The sequence below is a fragment of the Bacillus sp. FSL K6-1012 genome (genome assembly GCF_037964915.1).
GTDB lineage: Bacteria > Bacillota > Bacilli > Bacillales > Bacillaceae > Bacillus > Bacillus halotolerans.
This window is the reverse complement of the sequence record NZ_CP150175.1, coordinates 4041373-4058693: the sequence shown is the minus strand read 5'-3', so window position 1 is coordinate 4058693 and position 17321 is coordinate 4041373. Positions and strand designations below refer to the sequence as shown.

The 17321-nt window shown below is 46.0% G+C and carries 14 protein-coding genes and 2 riboswitches; of the genes, 11 read left to right on the top strand and 3 right to left on the bottom strand.

Annotated elements, in window-relative coordinates:
* The first annotated feature begins 18 nt into the window (after positions 1–18).
* Together NSS75_RS21005 and NSS75_RS21000 are read left to right on the top strand one after the other, a co-directional pair.
* Positions 19–1440 (top strand): glycoside hydrolase family 1 protein, encoded by a 1422-nt coding sequence (locus tag NSS75_RS21005; RefSeq protein WP_024123380.1) that lies wholly within the window; start codon positions 19–21, stop codon positions 1438–1440.
* A 95-nt stretch (positions 1441–1535) separates the two neighbouring features.
* Positions 1536–2642 (top strand): hypothetical protein, encoded by a 1107-nt coding sequence (locus NSS75_RS21000; protein ID WP_339234897.1) that lies wholly within the window; start codon positions 1536–1538, stop codon positions 2640–2642.
* Positions 2643–2686: 44 nt separating this feature from the next.
* Here NSS75_RS21000 and citH read toward each other — a convergent pair whose 3' ends face one another.
* On the bottom strand, positions 2687–3967 hold the full coding sequence (citH, locus tag NSS75_RS20995; RefSeq protein WP_010332446.1) for a citrate transporter CitH: 1281 nt from the start codon (positions 3965–3967) through the stop codon (positions 2687–2689).
* A gap of 207 nt (positions 3968–4174) precedes the next feature.
* Between citH and NSS75_RS20990 the strand changes: the two genes are divergently transcribed.
* From NSS75_RS20990 to NSS75_RS20980, 3 genes are all read left to right on the top strand, one after another.
* Positions 4175–6235: a catalase gene (locus NSS75_RS20990; protein ID WP_103672447.1), complete on the top strand. Its 2061-nt coding sequence runs from the start codon at positions 4175–4177 to the stop codon at positions 6233–6235.
* A 49-nt stretch (positions 6236–6284) separates the two neighbouring features.
* A complete protein-coding gene (locus NSS75_RS20985) occupies positions 6285–6575 on the top strand; it encodes a hypothetical protein (RefSeq protein WP_024123376.1) in 291 nt (96 codons plus the stop codon).
* Positions 6576–6721: 146 nt separating this feature from the next.
* Positions 6722–7396: a DUF3298 and DUF4163 domain-containing protein gene (locus NSS75_RS20980; protein WP_213418137.1), complete on the top strand. Its 675-nt coding sequence runs from the start codon at positions 6722–6724 to the stop codon at positions 7394–7396.
* A 43-nt stretch (positions 7397–7439) separates the two neighbouring features.
* On the opposite strand, the gene NSS75_RS20975 is transcribed toward NSS75_RS20980, so the two are convergent.
* Positions 7440–8633 carry a NupC/NupG family nucleoside CNT transporter gene (locus NSS75_RS20975; protein WP_010332441.1) on the bottom strand — a complete coding sequence of 398 codons (1194 nt, stop codon included), beginning with the start codon at positions 8631–8633 and terminating at the stop codon, positions 7440–7442.
* Positions 8634–8760: 127 nt separating this feature from the next.
* A riboswitch (purine riboswitch) is annotated at positions 8761–8862 on the bottom strand.
* Between the two features lie 895 nt (positions 8863–9757).
* Here NSS75_RS20975 and NSS75_RS20970 point away from each other — a divergent pair.
* The 6 genes from NSS75_RS20970 to NSS75_RS20945 all read left to right on the top strand — a co-directional run bounded on the left by NSS75_RS20970 (position 9758) and on the right by NSS75_RS20945 (position 15928).
* Entirely contained in the window at positions 9758–10600 is an 843-nt protein-coding gene (locus tag NSS75_RS20970) for a methyltransferase domain-containing protein (RefSeq protein WP_038954317.1), read from the top strand.
* Positions 10601–10831: 231 nt separating this feature from the next.
* Complete coding sequence (locus NSS75_RS20965; RefSeq protein ID WP_339234890.1) at positions 10832–12271, top strand: GntP family permease; 1440 nt, start codon at positions 10832–10834, stop codon at positions 12269–12271.
* Between the two features lie 24 nt (positions 12272–12295).
* Positions 12296–13009 carry a CoA transferase subunit A gene (locus NSS75_RS20960; protein ID WP_305934234.1) on the top strand — a complete coding sequence of 238 codons (714 nt, stop codon included), beginning with the start codon at positions 12296–12298 and terminating at the stop codon, positions 13007–13009.
* Positions 13006–13662 carry a CoA transferase subunit B gene (locus tag NSS75_RS20955; RefSeq protein ID WP_024123370.1) on the top strand — a complete coding sequence of 219 codons (657 nt, stop codon included), beginning with the start codon at positions 13006–13008 and terminating at the stop codon, positions 13660–13662. The genes NSS75_RS20960 and NSS75_RS20955 overlap by 4 nt, the downstream gene beginning before the upstream one ends.
* Before the next feature lie 17 nt (positions 13663–13679).
* A complete protein-coding gene (locus tag NSS75_RS20950; protein ID WP_024123369.1) occupies positions 13680–14453 on the top strand; it encodes a 3-hydroxybutyrate dehydrogenase in 774 nt (257 codons plus the stop codon).
* An 80-nt stretch (positions 14454–14533) separates the two neighbouring features.
* Positions 14534–15928 (top strand): sigma 54-interacting transcriptional regulator, encoded by a 1395-nt coding sequence (locus NSS75_RS20945; protein WP_339234883.1) that lies wholly within the window; start codon positions 14534–14536, stop codon positions 15926–15928.
* Positions 15929–15975: 47 nt separating this feature from the next.
* Here NSS75_RS20945 and NSS75_RS20940 read toward each other — a convergent pair whose 3' ends face one another.
* Complete coding sequence (locus NSS75_RS20940) at positions 15976–17115, bottom strand: 5-methyltetrahydropteroyltriglutamate--homocysteine S-methyltransferase (RefSeq protein WP_059335375.1); 1140 nt, start codon at positions 17113–17115, stop codon at positions 15976–15978.
* Positions 17116–17193: 78 nt separating this feature from the next.
* A riboswitch (SAM riboswitch) is annotated at positions 17194–17301 on the bottom strand.
* Positions 17302–17321: the final 20 nt, after the last annotated feature.

The following is a 17321-nucleotide window of genomic DNA, read 5'->3' as shown; positions in this document are numbered from 1 at the left end:
ACATTGGAGGAACAGACGATGAACTATAACAAACTTGCGGCATTTCCGGAGAACTTTTTGTGGGGAGCATCAACTTCTGCTTATCAGGTTGAAGGCGCGTGGAACGAAGATGGAAAGGGACCTTCAGTGATTGACGCCCGCGACAGCTATCCTGAGGGAACGACTGATTTTAAGGTAGCCAGCGATCATTATCACCGTTATAAAGAAGACGTTGCGCTGTTTGCTGAAATGGGCTTTAAAGCATACCGTTTTTCTATCGCCTGGACGCGCATTATTCCTGATGGCGACGGAGACATCAATCCAAAGGGGATTGAATTTTACAGCAATCTGATTGATGAGCTGCTCAAATATAAGATTGAACCGATCGTCACGATGTATCACTTTGATCTGCCGAATGCATTGCAGGAAAAGGGAGGCTGGTCAAAGCGATCTGCAATTGACGCTTTTGAACGTTATTCGAAGGTGCTGTTTGAACACTTCGGTGACCGTGTCAAGTACTGGCTGACAATCAATGAACAAAACATGATGATCCTGCATGGAAGTGCGCTGGGCACACTTGATCCGAATCTGAAAAACCCGAAAAAAGAACTGTATCAGCAAAATCACCACATGCTGGTGGCACAGGCGAAGGCTATGAATCTATGCCATGAGATGCTGCCGGAAGCCAAGATCGGCCCAGCTCCAAACATTGCGCTGATTTACCCGGCATCTTCAAAACCGGAAGATGTTGTCGCAGCCTTCAACTACAATGCAATCCGCAACTGGCTCTATTTAGATATGGCGGTTCACGGGCGTTATAACACGACAGCTTGGGCATATATGAAAGAAAAAGGCTATACGCCAGTCATTGAAGATGGTGATATGGAGATTCTGCGATCTGCGAAGCCTGATTTTATCGCATTTAACTACTACACGTCTCAAACGGCGGAAGCAAGCAAAGGCGACGGCTCGGACGAGGCAGCGCGAGGAGGAGACCAGCATTTGAAAACGGGAGAAGACGGCGTCTACCGCGGCAGCGCCAACCCGAACCTGAAGAAAAACGATTTCGGCTGGGAAATTGATCCGGTTGGCTTCCGTTCCACACTTCGTGAAATCTATGACCGCTACCAGCTGCCATTGATCATTACAGAAAACGGGTTAGGCGCTTTCGATCAACTCGAAGAAAACGATACGATCAATGACGATTACCGCATTGATTATGTAAAGCAGCACATTGAACAGATTCAATGGGCGATTACAGACGGCGTTGACGTATTCGGCTACTCACCGTGGTCTGCGATTGACTTAATTTCCACGCACCAGGGCTGTTCTAAACGCTACGGCTTCATCTATGTCAATCGTGATGAATTCGATCTGAAAGACCTGCGCCGTATTCGCAAGAAAAGCTTTTATTGGTATAAAGAGCTGATTGCTTCGAATGGCGCGTCATTGAACCGATAGAAAAAATAAACAATTTATGAAAATAAATATATTTATGTAAATGATCCGAGCTCCTTGCCGATATGTATAGTATAAAATTGGAAAGGGGTTTGTATATGAAGAACAAAAAAATTGTTTCACTGCCTTTTTTGTGTACTGTGTTGCTTGTTGTTTTTAGTTTATATATGAGTTCAAATGCTGCCTCAGCGCAAAGTGTGTTAAAAGATAAACCAATCATGGAGCAGCAGGAAAAACTGAAAAAACAAAAGGAAACTGAGGATGTTTCATTAAATCAAGCGAAGCAAGTAAGCCTTAAAACGGACAATAAAACAGAAAAGATGAAAGTGAAGAAGCCTTCGAATGAGAATGTTTTTAAAACAAGTTCCATGTACAACTCCGATGACCAGGTTTTCAATACAACCTCTGTCCTGGATGAAAATAATCCTGATGATATGTACTTTTTCAGTACTTCGTCAGATCGAACCCTTATCACAAGAATTCTTTCAGACAACAGCGATTACCATCTGAAATTGTATGTTGTCAATTGGGATACAGGAGAAGCTCAGCCGTCTAATATATCAATGGCAGCAGGGAACTTAGTGCTTTTAAAAGAGCTTCCCGCTGGCGATTATATGATCCGGGTTTACTCTGAAGGAACGACGGGAGATTCATATAACATTCAGTTAAATGCGAAAAACCCTTCAAATTATTCAAGTGTAAAATCGGTAACGTCTAATTTACAAGCCTTTGTTGCTGAGTATGGAGACGGTTCCGTTTATGCTAATGGTACACTGCTGTACAATTCTAATACGAAAACATCTTCATTAGACTGGGAAAGAGAATATTATTTTTCCTATGGAGGCGGGTATAATCAGCGCACCCATTCCATTTCTGATGTGAAGGTTAAAAATATTTCTGACCCTGTCACTTATCGTTCGAGTTATGCAGGTTCAAGCTCAGCCATCATGGTTTACTTAGACACAGGCACGCTTTTTATGCATCATGTATCAGCTTATCAGTCGGGGGTAGGTTATGATGATTCTTTCCTTGATACGTTAGGTAAAAAAACACCTAGAAGGCTTGAGGCGGATGATCAGAACTATGGGGACCATATATTAATCGTTGATCTGAAAACCGGCAAAGCAATAGACTTTTTCAGTGTTTTAAATTACTACTATGCTTCAGGTGCTGAAAGCTTGCCTGTCATAAAATTTATCAATTAAATTACCAAAAAAGGATTTCCGGCAGCGGAAATCCTTTTCTCACGTTAAAACGAAATAATCCCAATCAGCAGTGCCGCAATCGTCATCACAATGGTTGTTCCCACGGCCCATTTGATCGTGAATTTTTGATGGTCGCCAAAGCTGACGCCTGCCATTCCGACCAATAAATAAGTGGAGGGAACGAGAGGACTGAGCAAATGCACAGGCTGGCCCAGCAAAGAGGCTCTGCCGATTTCTGCGGCATCTATTCCGTAAGCAGCGGCGGCTTCTGTGATGATCGGCAGAACACCGAAGTAAAAGGCATCATTCGACATAAAAAAGGTAAATGGCATGCTGACGATTGCTGTAATCAAGGGCAGATGCGGGCCCATGGCGTCAGGGATGAGTGATACGAGAGAATGCGCCATGGCGTCTACCATTTTTGTGCCCGACAAAATGCCTGTGAAAATGCCGGCGGCAAATACCATGGAGACAACGTTTAACGCATTTCCTGCATGCGCTGAGATTCGCTTTTGCTGCTCTTTTACATTCGGATAGTTCACCATCAAGGCGATAGCAAATGCGATCATAAAAAGAACAGGAAGCGGGAGCAGGCTGGTGATCAGAGCGGCCATCAGCACGACAGTCAGCAGCAGATTAAACCACTGGAGAGCGGGGCGTTTGAGCGGCGCTGTATCCGGATCGGAGGCGTGCTGGTGTTCAATTGAAATGACGCCGAGTCGTTTCCGTTCTTTTTTTCCTAGAATATAGGCTACGGCAAGCACCCAAAGAATGCCGGCGATCATAGCAGGAATCAGCGGAGTGAAGACTTCTGACGTGTCCAATTTGAGAGAAGCCAACACCCTTGCAGTCGGCCCTCCCCACGGAATAATATTCATGACTCCCGACCCGAGCATTGCAATTCCCGCCAACACCAGCCGGTTCATGCCGAGCCGTTTGTATAGCGGAAGCATCGCAGCAATGGTAATCATATACGTTGTTGTCCCATCTCCGTCCAGCGAAATGGTCATCGTCAACACCGCTGTGCCGACAGCGATTTTTAATGGATCTCCTTTGACAAGGGATAAGATTTTGGCAATGAGCGGATCGAACAAACCTGAATCAATCATGATGCCGAAATACAGGATCGCAAATAATAGCATGATGCCTGTCGGAGCGAGGCCTGTTACACCCTGAAGCATCATATCGCCCAGGTCTTTGCCGAATCCGCTGATCAGGGCAAACACAACAGGAACGACAATCAAGGCAATAAGAGCGGAAAGCCGGTTAGACATAATAAGATACATGAAGACAATGATCATCACAAAACCAAGTATGGCAAGCACGATATGACCTCCCCCATTCAACAGCACAATTTTAGTAAGCGCTTCCATCTTTCGAGAAGGCTTATTTCAAATATTTATGACCTCATGTTGACAAGTAGACCTAAAAACCTAGAGAGCAGATGAGCAGTTTATATGCAGATCGCCACGGGTAAATGTGCTGTAGAATGTTTATTTTTGAGATCTGGAATAGGAAAAGGGGGAGCAGACATGAGTGATGATCAAAACAAACGAGTCAATGAACACTCAAAAGACGAGCAGCTCGAACAGTACAGGGTCGATAACAGCGGAAAGAAAATGACGACAAACCAAGGTGTACGGGTGTCTGAGGACGAACATTCGTTAAAAGCCGGAGTTCGCGGCCCGACGTTGATGGAGGATTTTCACTTTCGGGAGAAGATGACCCATTTTGACCATGAGAGAATCCCTGAACGGATCGTGCATGCGCGCGGTTATGGCGTGCATGGCTTTTTTCAGGTTTACGAACCGATGACAGAATTCACCCGGGCGAAATTTCTTCAGGACCCTTCGGTGAAGACACCGGTATTTGTCCGGTTTTCAACAGTTGCGGGCTCCAAAGGCTCCGCTGACACGGTGCGTGACGCCAGAGGCTTTGCGACGAAATTCTACACTGAAGAAGGAAACTATGATCTAGTAGGCAATAATATTCCGGTGTTCTTTATTCAGGATGCGATCAAATTCCCGGATTTGGTGCATGCGTTTAAGCCTGAGCCGCACAATGAAATGCCTCAGGCCGCGACAGCTCATGATACGTTTTGGGACTTTGTCGCCAATAATCCAGAGTCGGCTCACATGGTGATGTGGACGATGTCTGACAGAGGCATTCCCCGCAGCTACCGGATGATGGAGGGCTTTGGCGTTCACACGTTCCGTTTTGTCAACGAACAAGGAAAGGCGCGTTTCGTGAAATTCCATTGGAAGCCGGTGCTCGGCGTGCATTCTCTCGTATGGGATGAAGCGCAGAAAATTGCCGGAAAAGACCCTGATTTCCACCGCCGCGACCTGTGGGAAACGATTGAAAACGGCGACGTTGTTGAATATGAGCTAGGCGTGCAGATGATAGATGAAGAAGATGAATTCAAATTTGACTTTGATATCCTTGATCCGACGAAGCTTTGGCCGGAAGAGCTTGTGCCGGTGAAGATCATTGGGAAAATGACGCTGAACCGCAATCAGGATAATGTATTTGCTGAAACTGAGCAAGTCGCATTCCACCCGGGAAATGTGGTGCCGGGCATTGACTTCACAAATGATCCGCTGCTGCAGGGACGGCTTTTCTCTTATACGGATACACAGCTGATCCGTCTTGGCGGCCCGAACTTCCACGAGATTCCGATTAACCGCCCGGTATGTCCGTTCCATAACAACCAGTACGACGGTTATCACCGGATGACCATCAACAAGGGGCCGGTCGCTTATCATAAAAACTCTCTGCAGAACAATGACCCGTCTCCTGCGTCAGCCGAAGAAGGCGGTTACGTCCACTATCAGGAGAAAGTAGAGGGCAGAAAAATCCGCCAGCGGAGCGACAGTTTCAATAATTACTACTCACAGGCAAAACTGTTCTGGAACAGCATGTCACCGGTTGAGAAAAAGCACATCATTTCTGCCTTTTGCTTCGAGGTCGGGAAGGTCAAAAGCAAAGATGTGCAGCGGCAGGTCGTAGATGTCTTCAGCAACGTAGATACTGTCTTGGCAGAAGAAATCGCCAAAGGAGTAGGTGTGGCGCCGCCGGCGAAACGCAAAGCATCAAAAGAAATCCTTACCTCACCTGCATTAAGCCAAGCCCGTACAGTGAAAACAGCGTCAACGAGAAAAGTCGCGGTTCTCGCCGGCAATGGTTTTGATGAAAAAGAACTGCAAACAGTGCTGGATACCTTAAAACAAGAAGGGATCACAGCGGATATCATCAGTCAAACGCTGGGGTACATCACAAGCGGCGCCGGACAGCAGCTTGAGGTCAGCGGCACATTCCTGACGACAGACTCTGTTCTGTATGACGCGGTTTATGCCGCAGGAGGACCTGAATTAAAAGAAGATAAACAAGCGATGGCATTTATCAGAGAAGCCTACAATCACTATAAGGCGGTCGGCGCGGCAAACGAAGGAGTTGACCTTCTCAAATCAGCTGTCGGCACAACAGAGGAGCCGGGCGTTGTGACGGCAAAAGACGAAGATGATTACACCGGCTTTAGCAAAGCGTTTATCGAAGCAGTTGCCGCCCACCGCCATTGGGATAGACGAATTTGATTCGCTCCTGTATCTTAGAGGAAGATACTTTTCATAAGGAGCATGACATATGAACGAAAAACAGCTCGCAGAGGCTTACGAGCGCGACGAAAATATGATGATATTAGTGTTTGCCCAATGGTGTGTGAACCATGATCTTGATCCGTTGGAGCTATATGCCAAAGCATATCCGCAGCAAAAGCTGAATGAAAGCTTGAAAAAAACAGTGGAAGAACTGATCGTGCCGAAGAACGAGTCAGAACACATACCTGACCAGACCGTCATTGCGGTGTTAGAGATGTTTGGGAATATTGATTTGGCACAAGCGGTTCACGAAGTGATTGCTGAGCGTAAACAGTAAAAAAGAGACAGTATGTTGTCTCTTTTTTATTTGGGAAAAATCGAGCAGATCGACCTAGAAACTTCTTTTCACTTCATCAGTCTATAAAAGTGTGCGTTACAGAAAAAAGGGAATGATAAACGAAGAAAATCAAAGGAGGAAATTGTATGAAATGGAATAGAATGATGAGACTCGCCGTTGCTGCTGCTGTCTTGCTTTTTAGTGTATTTGCATATGCGGCCCCATCTTTAAAAGCGGTTCAAGCGAAAACGCCGACTGTAAGCAGCCATACGTACAAAAAGATCAAGGAATTAAAGTATCCTCAGGTGCATCACATCGGGAATGCCGCGTTTGAAAAGAACATCAATCAAGAGCTGAAAGCCTACATTGAACAATCGTATCAGGAATATCTGAAAAACAAAAAAGCAGGCGAACAGCAGGGCTTCAACGCGGAATATCAAACATCCTTCAGCGTCAAATATAATGCGGCGGGCAAGCTCAGCATTCAAACGCTCAATTATATCTATTCAGGCGGCGCCCATGGTTTAACGTCTGTTCAGTCCTTCAACTACGACTTGAACACACACAAGCGGGTGACACTGAATCAGATTCTGAATACCAAAACTAAAGTCAGCAAAACGAAAGATTACCTATACAGCTATATCAAAAAACATGACACGCTGTTTTTCCCTGATGTAAAGAAAGAGGATATTATCCTTAACCAAAACACAACGTTTTACTTTACGAAAAACGGGATCGCCATCGTCTTCGGCCAGTATGACTTGGGACCTTATGCAGCTGGAATCCGTGACGTGCAGGTGCCTTCCTCTGTTTATCAATAATCAAAAGAGCCATATCCTTAAAAAGGGATATGGCTCCATTTTTCTACCACACAAACAGACCGACAATCGCAGCACTTAGTAAAGATACCGCAATTCCGCTGACGAGCAGCTTCCACACGTTTTTCCCGATGACCGTTGACTTTTCGCCGTCAAGGATCGAGTTGTACGTTCCGTAAATCATGCCGACAGTACTGAAGTTGGCAAATGACGTCAGGAATGTCGTCGCTACCGCAACTGTGTGAGGGGGCAGTGTTTTCAGATTGTTTTTCAAGTCAAGCATCGCAACAAACTCGTTCGTTGCCAATTTCATTCCCATCAGCTGCGCAACATACATCGCGTCGTGTACCGGCAGCCCAAGCAGGAATGCGAACGGACTGAAGAGATAAGCAAAAATCGTCTGGATGGTCAGGCCGTGTACGAAAACGCCAAGAATGCCATTGACTGCTGACGTTAACGCCACATATCCAATCACCATTGCCAAAATAACGATCACCATGTTCATGCCGACAAGCATACTGTTAGAAATCGTAGAGAAAAAGTCTTTTTTCTCTTCTTTAGGCGGTGTATAAATGATGTCTTCATCCTCCGGCACATGCACTGGATTCAGCAGGTTTGCGATAATCAGTGCGTTTAAGCAGTTTAAAGGAATGGCTGTAAACACGTATGTCGCCGGCACCATTGACAGGTAAGATCCAATAATGGAGCCGCTGATGCTGCTCATGCTCATTAAGCCGAATGTGAGCAGGCGGTTGTTGTTTAATACTGTGAGCTGCTGGCGAATGACTGCCAGAGCTTCTGTATTTCCCAAGAACATCATTTGAATAGAGAAAAAGCTTTCTAATTTCGGCAAGCGGGAAGCCTTTGAGATCACCCAGCCGATTTTATCAATCAGCCATGGCAAAATGCCGAAATATGTTAAAATGTCAAAGAATGTGACGATGAAAATAATTGGAAGAAGTGCGCTGAAGAAAAAGTCTACCGTTTCATTTGCCATCACAGAAGGGAAGGCAAACGCGATCCCGTCACTGGCACAAGCAATCAGCCAAGTGAAGAAATTTCCAATTTGTCCGATGGCCCAGCTGCCAATTTTTGTCCCCAGCATAAACCACGTAATCAAAAGCTCCAGAACAATTAACGTAATGATTGGACGCCACTGGATTTTCTTTTTCTGCGGGGAGCATAGGAACACAACTGCCATAATCACAATGAGACCGACAAGGTTTAATAAAAAGTACATGATAGCAACTCCTATGAGGTTTATTATGGAAATGAAAAAAGCCCTTATCCTTCACAAATTCTGGAAGTGCAGAAAGTGTGAAAAATAAGAGCAAACAGAAAAGAACTTGTCCTTTTCAACTCGTTCAAATTTATTCAAACTTTCTTGTAGTCTAGTTTTTTACGGTTACTAGGTAGAAACAATCAGACCTTATTACTGATTATATACAAGAATGTCTTTTTTCTAAGATGATAGCAGTATTTTATCCTTTCACTTTTTGAAAATCAACCTTTTTAACTATTTTCAAAATAATAAATTTATATTTCGAGGTCGAGAAAATAAAGGAAAATCACATTGGATTGCTATGCTGAAATTGTGATCAGGAATGAAGATTTCATCATCACAGGCACGTCAAGAGGAATTGGTGAAGAAATGAATACATGCTGACCATCGGCCGTACTGTATGTCAAGACAGCCTAATCAAAGGCTGATCGAACAACATGAAGCGGAGGAGATGATACAAATACCTGCAGATCAATTAACCTATGGTGATCACCTCCATTTTATGAAGCGCAACAAGCACATCAAAACGGATAAGCGAATCATGAATATCTCGTCAGCTTCCAGCTAAATATCTGCTGCCTTCACAAAGCTGCTGCCGCACGTCAAAAGCGGGGCAGGGTTCATTTTCTAAAAGCATCAGTCTGGAGCAGGCGGATCAGCTGTATCCCGGATTGATTGATACCCGGCTGCAAACTGAAATCCGATCCGTTCGTAAAGAGGATTTTCCTGATGCTGATCAATTCATTCAGTTAGAGAAAGAAGGAAGATTGCAGTCTGCTTATTAATTGACCTTCTGAACAGTGAGGAGTTCGGGCAGCCGCCTCTCGGTGAGAATCTTAGTTCCTATTCCTGGATGATTGTTGTATCATAATAGCGGGGAAACCCTCTATGCAGCAAAAAGGAGTTCTTTTTTATGATTATTCAATTCATTCGTTATAGATAATGACAGGTATAGACGACATTCCAGATCTGGCCAAAAAGTTAGATAGGCCCAGGTTTATTTGTCTATGCCTTTTTCATTTATTTAAAAACGAATGAATGAGGTGTTTTTTGTGTCAAACATAAAGAAGCATGCTGCTTATATGAATCAATTTGTCTCTCAATTTCGATGCCCGATTTGCGATTCTTCAATGAAGGTCACATCTTGGAAAAGTTTGGTTTGTTTCAAGAGCGGGCATACGTTTGATATATCCCGGCATGGGTACGTAAATTTCCTGACAAAGCCGGTCAAAAGCAGCTATCGGGCGGGGCTTTTCGAAGCAAGAAGCCGGCTGATGGCAGAGTATCATTTTTTTGCACCGCTTCATCAGGCAATAGCTGACTTGATCAGTGACCGTAAGTCTGAAAAAGAGACGTTAACCATTTTAGACTGCGGATGCGGTGAGGGGACCCACTTGAAAGCGGTGTGCGATCTGCTTCAAGAAAAGAAAACAGTTCGCGGAATTGGGATTGATATTGCCAAGGATGGCATTTTACGAGCTTCAAAAAATAGTGGCGGAAAGCTGTGGGCCGTAGCCGATGTAGCTAATGCGCCCTTTCAAGACCGGCAATTTGATGTCATTCTATCGATTTTCTCACCTTCAAATTATGCAGAGTTTCACAGACTGCTGAAAAAAGATGGTTTGGTTATAAAGGTAGTTCCTCAAAGAGATTATTTAACAGAACTAAGGCAGGTTTTATACGCAGATTCAGAAAGACGAACCTATTCCAATACACCTGCAATTGAGCGCTTTACCACACATTTTCAGCTCGATCATCTGATGAGGCTGCGCTATACCAAAACGCTTCATCAGCAAGGCGTAGAATGGCTTCTGAACATGACACCGTTAGCCTGGTCCGCATCGGATGAAAACATCAACCGGTTTAGAAAAATGGAATCGGCTCAGCTGACAGTTGATGTCGATGTATTAATCGGAACGAAATGAGTGAAAGAGGAAAGCTCCCAAAAAGGAGCTTTCCTTTCTTGTTTTCCGCAAAAACGGAATTTTCCACCGGATTGGAATAGTTATCTCGCATTTTCCGTAAATATGGAAGGGGAGAGGCTTGAAATGGTGTTCTGGCAACTGGCACAGAACTTGCATTAGAAATGACGGAAAGGGAGGGGATATTTTGTAAACGCTTTCCTTTTCTCAGACAAGCGGAAAAGAGGGATGTTTGTGGACATTATTATTATTCTTTTGGCTTTGGGTTTGCTGATGTTTGTCGCCTATCGGGGATTTTCAGTCATTTTGTTTGCTCCGATTTGCGCCTTATTTGCTGTGCTGCTGACAGATCCAAGCTTTGTGCTTCCTTTTTTCTCAACCATATTTATGGAAAAGATGGCGGGGTTTATTAAGCTGTACTTTCCGGTATTTCTGCTTGGCGCCATTTTCGGAAAGGTTGTCGAGATGTCCGGCTTGGCGGCTTCCATTGCGAAGACAATTGTCAGACTGGTCGGGGCGAAACGAGCAACACTCGCTATCGTATTGATGGGCGCCATTTTAACGTACAGCGGAGTCAGCCTGTTTGTTGTCGTCTTTGCTGTATACCCCTTTGCGAAAAATATGTTCAAAGAAGCTGACATCCCGAAGCGCCTCATACCGGGGACGATTGCTCTCGGGGCATTTACTTTTACAATGGACGCACTGCCGGGTACACCGCAAATCCAAAATGTAATTCCTACGACGTTTTTCAAAACAGACATTTACGCCGCCCCTTGGCTTGGTATGATCGGTGCGGTGTTTGTGCTGGCGGCGGGTATGTTCTACTTGGAATCGAGGCGCAAAAAAGCAGAGAAAACGGGCGAAGGCTACGCCGGTTTTCAATCGGAGATTTCTGCCGCGCGTGAGCCATCTGATCTTGCCCTGGAACAAAGCCCGCCGGTCTTAGAGCCTGACACAAGTAAGGTCCGGCACGCACTCGCTTTTGTTCCTCTTATTCTCGTTGGTGTGATGAACAAATGTTTCACCACGTTCCTTCCCAAATGGTATCCGAATGAATTTGATTTTTCCGCCATAGGATTGGGAGAGTTCGGGAAACTTGATATCTCCTCCGCGGTTGCCATTTGGTCAGTGGAGCTGGCCCTCCTGATCGGAATCATCGCAACCATTTTGTTTGATTGGAGAAAAGTGTTTGGACAGCTAAAGGAAGGACTGAATGAAGGGATCGGCGGCGCTTTGCTTGCATCGATGAATACAGGCGCCGAGTATGGTTTCGGCGGTATCATTGCTGCGCTGCCGGGGTTTCATAAGCTGAGCAGCGGCATTTCACATACGTTTACGGATCCGCTTGTAAACGGAGCTGTGACGACAACAACGCTGGCAGGGATCACCGGATCGGCCTCAGGGGGAATGGGAATCGCGTTAAGTGCGATGTCTGATCAATATATGAAAGCGATTCAGACCTATCACATACCGCCTGAAGTGATGCACCGGGTCATTTCAATGGCGTCAGGAGGCATGGATACGCTTCCGCATAATGGGGCGGTGATCACCCTGCTGGCTGTGACGGGTCTGACCCATCGCCAATCGTATCGGGATATTTTTGCGATTACTCTCATCAAAACCGCCGCCGTATTTGTGATTATCGCGATTTACAGTTTGACGGGCCTTGTATAGGACAAAACGAAAGGGGAATCAGATATGGGAAAAGTGCTGTCATCGAGTAAGGAAGCCGCAGAACTCATTCGGGAGGGGGATACACTGATCGCGGGCGGATTCGGCCTGTGCGGAATTCCCGAGCAGCTCATTCTGGCGATAAGGGATAAAGGGGTAAAAGATTTAATCGTCGTCAGCAATAATTGCGGAGTCGATGATTGGGGGCTCGGCCTTCTGCTGGCAAACAAGCAAATCAAAAAAATGATCGCCTCCTACGTTGGCGAAAACAAAATTTTTGAAAAGCAATTTTTAAGCGGAGAATTGGAAGTGGAATTGGTTCCCCAAGGGACGCTCGCTGAAAGAATCCGAGCAGGAGGAGCAGGCATACCGGGATTTTATACAGCCACAGGCGCCGGAACCACCATCGCTGACGGGAAAGAGCATAAAACCTTTGACGGACGCACATATGTGTTAGAAAAAGGAATTACTGGGGACGTCGCCATTGTAAAAGCGTGGAAAGCGGACACCATGGGAAATTTAGTTTTTCGGAAAACGGCAAGAAACTTCAATCCGGTTGCCGCCATGGCGGGAAAGATCACAATTGCCGAGGCAGAAGAAATTGTTGAGGCGGGAGAACTCGATCCCGACCACATCCACACGCCAGGTATTTACGTACAGCATGTTGTGCTCGGCACACATGAAAAGCGGATTGAAAAACGAACCGTTCAGCAAGCGAAGGGAAAGGAGGCGGCACAATGAAGGAAGCCAGAAAACGAATGGTCAAACGTGCTGTAAAGGAAATAAAAGACGGTATGAACGTCAATCTTGGGATAGGGATGCCGACACTTGTCGCAAATGAGATACCCGAGGGCGTGCATGTAATGCTTCAATCAGAAAACGGTTTGCTCGGGATCGGCCCGTATCCGCTGGAAGGAACGGAAGACCCGGATCTGATAAATGCGGGGAAAGAAACGATCACCGCCGTAACAGGCGCATCCTATTTTGACAGCGCGGAATCCTTTGCGATGATACGAGGCGGGCATATCGACCTGGCCATCCTTGGGGGCATGGAGGTTTCTGAGCAAGGGGATTTGGCGAACTGGATGATTCCGGGGAAAATGGTGAAGGGAATGGGCGGCGCTATGGACTTGGTCAACGGGGCTAAGCGAATCGTCGTCATCATGGAGCACGTCAATAAACATGGGGAATCGAAGGTGAAAAAACAATGCTCCCTCCCGCTGACAGGACAGAAAGTCGTTCATCGGCTGATTACTGATTTAGCAGTTTTTGATTTTGATAATGGACATATGACACTGACTGAGCTCCAGGACGGTGTCACGCTGGAAGAGGTATATGAGAAAACTGAAGCTGACTTCGCCGTAAGCCAGTCAGTCATCCGGCAAAAATCTTGAGCAGGAAGGTGTATGTCATGAAAAAACAAGTCGCTCTTGTGACAGGCGCAGCCGGCGGAATCGGATTTGAAATCGCAAAGGAATTCGCCCGGGAAGGCGCCGATGTCATTATTTCAGATGTAAATCCAAAAGCGTGCGGTGAGGCCGCCGCCAAGCTGAACGAGGAAGGCTTTAGCGCCACGGGCATTCCATGTGACGTAACAAAGGAAGAGCAAATCGCTGATATCGTCCATACTATCAAGACCCGATACGGACGTTTGGATACTTTGGTGAATAACGCAGGCATGCAGCATGTCGCGCCGATTGAAGAGTTTCCGACAGAACGGTTTGAACAGCTTATTCGCGTCATGCTGACCGCGCCATTCATCGCAATGAAACATGTCTTTCCCCTTATGAAAAAACAGCAGTTCGGCAGGATCATCAATATCGCGTCTGTGAACGGACTGGTGGGGTTTGCGGGAAAAGCCGCTTATAACAGCGCAAAGCATGGCGTCATTGGGCTGACAAAGGTGGGGGCGCTGGAAGGCGCGCCCCACGGGATTACGGTGAATGCACTCTGCCCGGGATATGTGGACACACAGCTTGTCCGCAATCAGCTGAGCGATCTTTCTAAAACAAGAAATGTTCCCTATGAATCGGTTCTGGAAGAGGTGATTTTTCCGCTTGTGCCGCAAAAACGTCTTCTCTCGGTGAAAGAAATTGCTGATTATGCCGTATTTTTGGCGAGTGAAAAGGCGAAAGGCGTCACAGGGCAGGCGGTCGTGCTGGATGGAGGCTACACAGCTCAATAATAGATTCTTGTATTCATAGGAGGCTCTCGTTTATCATAAGGTTGAAAGCGATTACAAAATGTGGCGGGAGCGACAGGGAGATGAAACATTCTATTAAAAGATTACCCTTTGAATGGCTGGATGAAATCATCAACCTTGCGGCGGAATGTATTGTTGTGGTTGATCATGAGGGGAAAATTCTCTATATCAATCCGGCGTACTGTGACTTTCTAAAAAAAACAGAGGAAGAAGCGATAGGGAAACCCGTTCAGGACGTGATTGAAAACTCGAGAATGCACATCGTGGCGAAGACGGGGCGGACAGAGGCTGCCGCTATTCATCCGATTAACGGCAGCGAAATGATCGCCAACCGGTATCCGCTCTATGTGAACCAGCAGCTTGTAGGAGCGGTCGGAACCGTTATGTTTCGCAATCCGCAGGAATGGATGGATTATTCAAGAAAAATTAAACCCCTCCTCAATGAACTCAATTACTACAAAAATAGATACGAAAAAGAGCTTTTCAGTAAATACCACTTTGGCGACTTGATCGGAAACAGCTCTCTCTTTATGGAAGCGAAACGGCTGGCTGAACGGGTATCTGACAGCCAATCGGCCGTTTTGCTTTTAGGAGAATCAGGCACGGGAAAAGAGCTGTTTGCCCACGCCATCCATCAGAACAGCCGCCGCAGGTATGCTCCCTTTCTGCGCGTCAACTGCGCCTCGATCCCAGAGCATTTGTTTGAATCAGAAATGTTCGGATACGAAGACGGCGCTTTTACGGGGGCAAAAAAAGGCGGGAAAAAAGGAAAATTCGAACTTGCGCATCAAGGAACCATTTTCCTTGATGAAGTAGGTGATATGCCGTTGCATATGCAAAGCAAAATCCTTCGCGTACTGCAGGAGAAAGAGATAGAGCGGATCGGCGCAAGAAGCCCGGTCCCAATAGATGTACGAGTGATTGCGGCGACACACCGAAATCTCGAAGAAATGGTCCGGGAAGGAGACTTCCGGCAAGACCTCTATTACCGACTGAATGTGATCAACATTCAAATCCCGTCCTTAAGAGAGCGCATAGAGGATGTAGTGCCGATCGCGGGGCTTCTATTAAAAAAACTTGAACGGAAATTTGGCTTTGATGGCTTGGAGCTTTCTAAAGAAGCAATTGCAGTGCTTCAGAGCTATTCTTGGCCGGGAAACATACGAGAATTGGAAAATGTCCTAGAACGGGCTGTCAACGTCCTCGACGGCAAACAAATCGAACCGAAACACCTGAATCTCACTCCTGAAGATCAACCCATCCAAAGAACAATCAAAATCCGGGAATATCAATCTATACAGCCATTAAAAGAGACAATCGCTGAGGCGGAAAAAAACGCGATCATCGAGGCGCTTGCCGCAGCAGACGGCAATAAAATAAAGGCAGCAAAGCTATTAGGCATAGGAAAAACAAGCTTATATGAAAAATGCAAAGCCTATCAAATTGAGCAGGCATAAAAAAACACACTTGCCCCGCCAGGGAATCAAGTGTGTTTTTCTGTTCCTTATTTCCAAACATCGTTAGCGATCTCAACAACATGGCGCAGCTTCGCCCATTGCTGTTCCTCGGTCAGCTTGTTGCCTTCCTCAGTCGAAGCGAATCCGCATTGCGGGCTCAGGCACAACTGATCTAGGCTGACATAACGGGACGCCTCTTCGATACGGCGTTTCACGTCATCAGGATGTTCAAGCTCACCGAATTTAGATGTCACCAAGCCTAGGACAAGCTGAAGATCAGAGCGTTTCACATAACGAAGCGGTTCGAATCCGCCTGAGCGTGAATCATCATACTCTAAGAAAAGCCCGTCCAGATTCAAGCCGTCAAAAATGGTTTCCGCCGCCGCATCATAACCGCCTTCAGCTGTCCAAGTGGACTGGAAGTTGCCGCGGCAAATATGCATGGTAATGGTCATATCATCCGGACGGTCGGCAATTGCGTCATTGATTGACTTCGCAAACAGCTGGCGAAGCTCGTCAGGCGTTGTTCCGAATGCTTCCACTTGTTTCAAGCCTTTTTCAGATAAGAAAACAGCCCATGCTGTATCATCAAGCTGGAGGTAACGGCAGCCTCTGTCATAAAACGCTTGAATCGCTTTTTTATACGCTTTTGATACATCATGCTGGAAAAGAGCATAATCGTTTTTGTATGCATCCTTTTCCAATCTGCCGCGGAAAAAGAGCATATTCGGACTTGGAATTGTCATTTTTGGCGTTGCATCACCAGCGATGCCATGTAAAAATGAGTAATCTTCGAGCATTGGGTGATTTGAGAAATCAATATCGCCTGTTACTTTGATGCCGCGTGCTTTTGTCTGTACATTATGGAACTGGATACCCTGTTCAGGTATAAACGGCTCAACGCCATCCAGATTTTCAAGGAAATCAAAATGCCACCACGCTCTGCGGAATTCCCCGTCTGTCACGACGTTCAGGCCGGTTTCTTTTTGTTTTTCCACAATGCGGATGATTTCATCGTTTTCAATCTGGCGAAGCTGTTCGGCAGTGATTTCGCCGGCCGCCTTTTGCAGCCGCGCTTTTTTGACGGGCTCAGATCTCAGCAGGCTTCCGACTTGATCCGCGCGAAACGGCGTTTTTTTTCTCTGAAGCGATTGTTTTTGTTCTGCGGGTGTTGTTTGCTGTGACATGTTGTTCATTCCTTCTTTCCATTCGAATATAAAAAAGCTCTTCCTTTGGATAAGGAAGAGCTTGCGTGAACAATCTCAACCTTATCTTCTAGAGCAAAAATCTGCTCTAAAGGATTTAGCACCATTCTGTTAAACAGCGGTTGCCGGGTATCGCAGGGCCAGTCCCTCCACCTCTCTTGATAAGGAAAACCTTTTTATGAAATTTT

Bases quoted from the DNA above. Each gene is read 5' to 3' on its own strand.
- NSS75_RS20985 (WP_024123376.1), top strand. From the start codon at position 6,285: ATGAACGAAAAACAGCTCGCAGAGGCTTACGAGCGCGACGAAAATATG.
- NSS75_RS20960 (WP_305934234.1), top strand. From the start codon at position 12,296: ATGGGAAAAGTGCTGTCATCGAGTAAGGAAGCCGCAGAACTCATTCGG.
- NSS75_RS20970 (WP_038954317.1), top strand. From the start codon at position 9,758: ATGAATCAATTTGTCTCTCAATTTCGATGCCCGATTTGCGATTCTTCA.
- NSS75_RS21000 (WP_339234897.1), top strand. From the start codon at position 1,536: ATGAAGAACAAAAAAATTGTTTCACTGCCTTTTTTGTGTACTGTGTTG.
- NSS75_RS20975 (WP_010332441.1), bottom strand. From the start codon at position 8,633: ATGTACTTTTTATTAAACCTTGTCGGTCTCATTGTGATTATGGCAGTT.
- NSS75_RS20945 (WP_339234883.1), top strand. From the start codon at position 14,534: ATGAAACATTCTATTAAAAGATTACCCTTTGAATGGCTGGATGAAATC.
- NSS75_RS20990 (WP_103672447.1), top strand. From the start codon at position 4,175: ATGAGTGATGATCAAAACAAACGAGTCAATGAACACTCAAAAGACGAG.
- NSS75_RS20955 (WP_024123370.1), top strand. From the start codon at position 13,006: ATGAAGGAAGCCAGAAAACGAATGGTCAAACGTGCTGTAAAGGAAATA.
- NSS75_RS20950 (WP_024123369.1), top strand. From the start codon at position 13,680: ATGAAAAAACAAGTCGCTCTTGTGACAGGCGCAGCCGGCGGAATCGGA.
- NSS75_RS21005 (WP_024123380.1), top strand. From the start codon at position 19: ATGAACTATAACAAACTTGCGGCATTTCCGGAGAACTTTTTGTGGGGA.
- NSS75_RS20980 (WP_213418137.1), top strand. From the start codon at position 6,722: ATGAAATGGAATAGAATGATGAGACTCGCCGTTGCTGCTGCTGTCTTG.
- NSS75_RS20940 (WP_059335375.1), bottom strand. From the start codon at position 17,115: ATGTCACAGCAAACAACACCCGCAGAACAAAAACAATCGCTTCAGAGA.